At 53.8% G+C, this 645-nt stretch carries 1 pseudogene; it reads right to left on the bottom strand.

Annotated elements, in window-relative coordinates:
* Positions 1–67: 67 nt before the first annotated feature.
* Positions 68–645, bottom strand: a pseudogene (locus tag HMPREF3140_RS27805) (IS3 family transposase); the annotation flags it as partial.

Below are 645 nucleotides of genomic sequence, written 5' to 3'. Positions count from 1 at the left end.
TTCAATATTCCAGACAGACTCGCGGTTCATTTAAGCATCCATGCCCGCCCTGAACTCCGGGCACACTGTAGGTTATATCCGTTACCCAACGCTTATCCGGAGCATCCGGATTGAACTGTCGCTGGAGCCTGTTGGGCGATACGATACTGGCCTCGCCTTTGCGTGCCCGCGGGCTCCGGTACCCGACCTGAGCCTTTATCCCGGCACGATTCATCAGTCGCCAGACTCTGTTCACTCCGCACTGTTGCCCGCTATCCCGCAAGTCCAGATGGATCTTGCGATAACCATAAACGCAACCGGACTCCAGCCAGAACTGTTTGATCTGTCCCGTCAGTCTCAGATCTACCTGGTGGCGCTGAGAATACGGTTGCTTAAACCAGGCGTAAAAACCACTGGGATGAACATCCAGCACCCGACAGAGCAGGCGAACAGGCCAGCAACAGGTGTTGTCACGGATAAAGGCGTACCTCAGTCGGACAGCTTTGCGAAGTACGCCGCGGCTTTTTTTAATATATCCCGTTCGTCAGTAACCCGCTTCAGCTCTTTCTGGAGACGGCGGATCTCGGCCTGAGCATCTGACTGTTCTTTATTAGTAGAAGAATCCGGACCGTATTTCTTTATCCAGGCGTAAAGGCTGTGGGTGGT

Origin of the sequence: Klebsiella sp. HMSC16A12 (genome assembly GCF_001808265.1) — a bacterium.
Lineage (GTDB): Bacteria > Pseudomonadota > Gammaproteobacteria > Enterobacterales > Enterobacteriaceae > Klebsiella > Klebsiella pneumoniae.
This window is presented reverse-complemented; position numbering and strand designations above follow the sequence as displayed.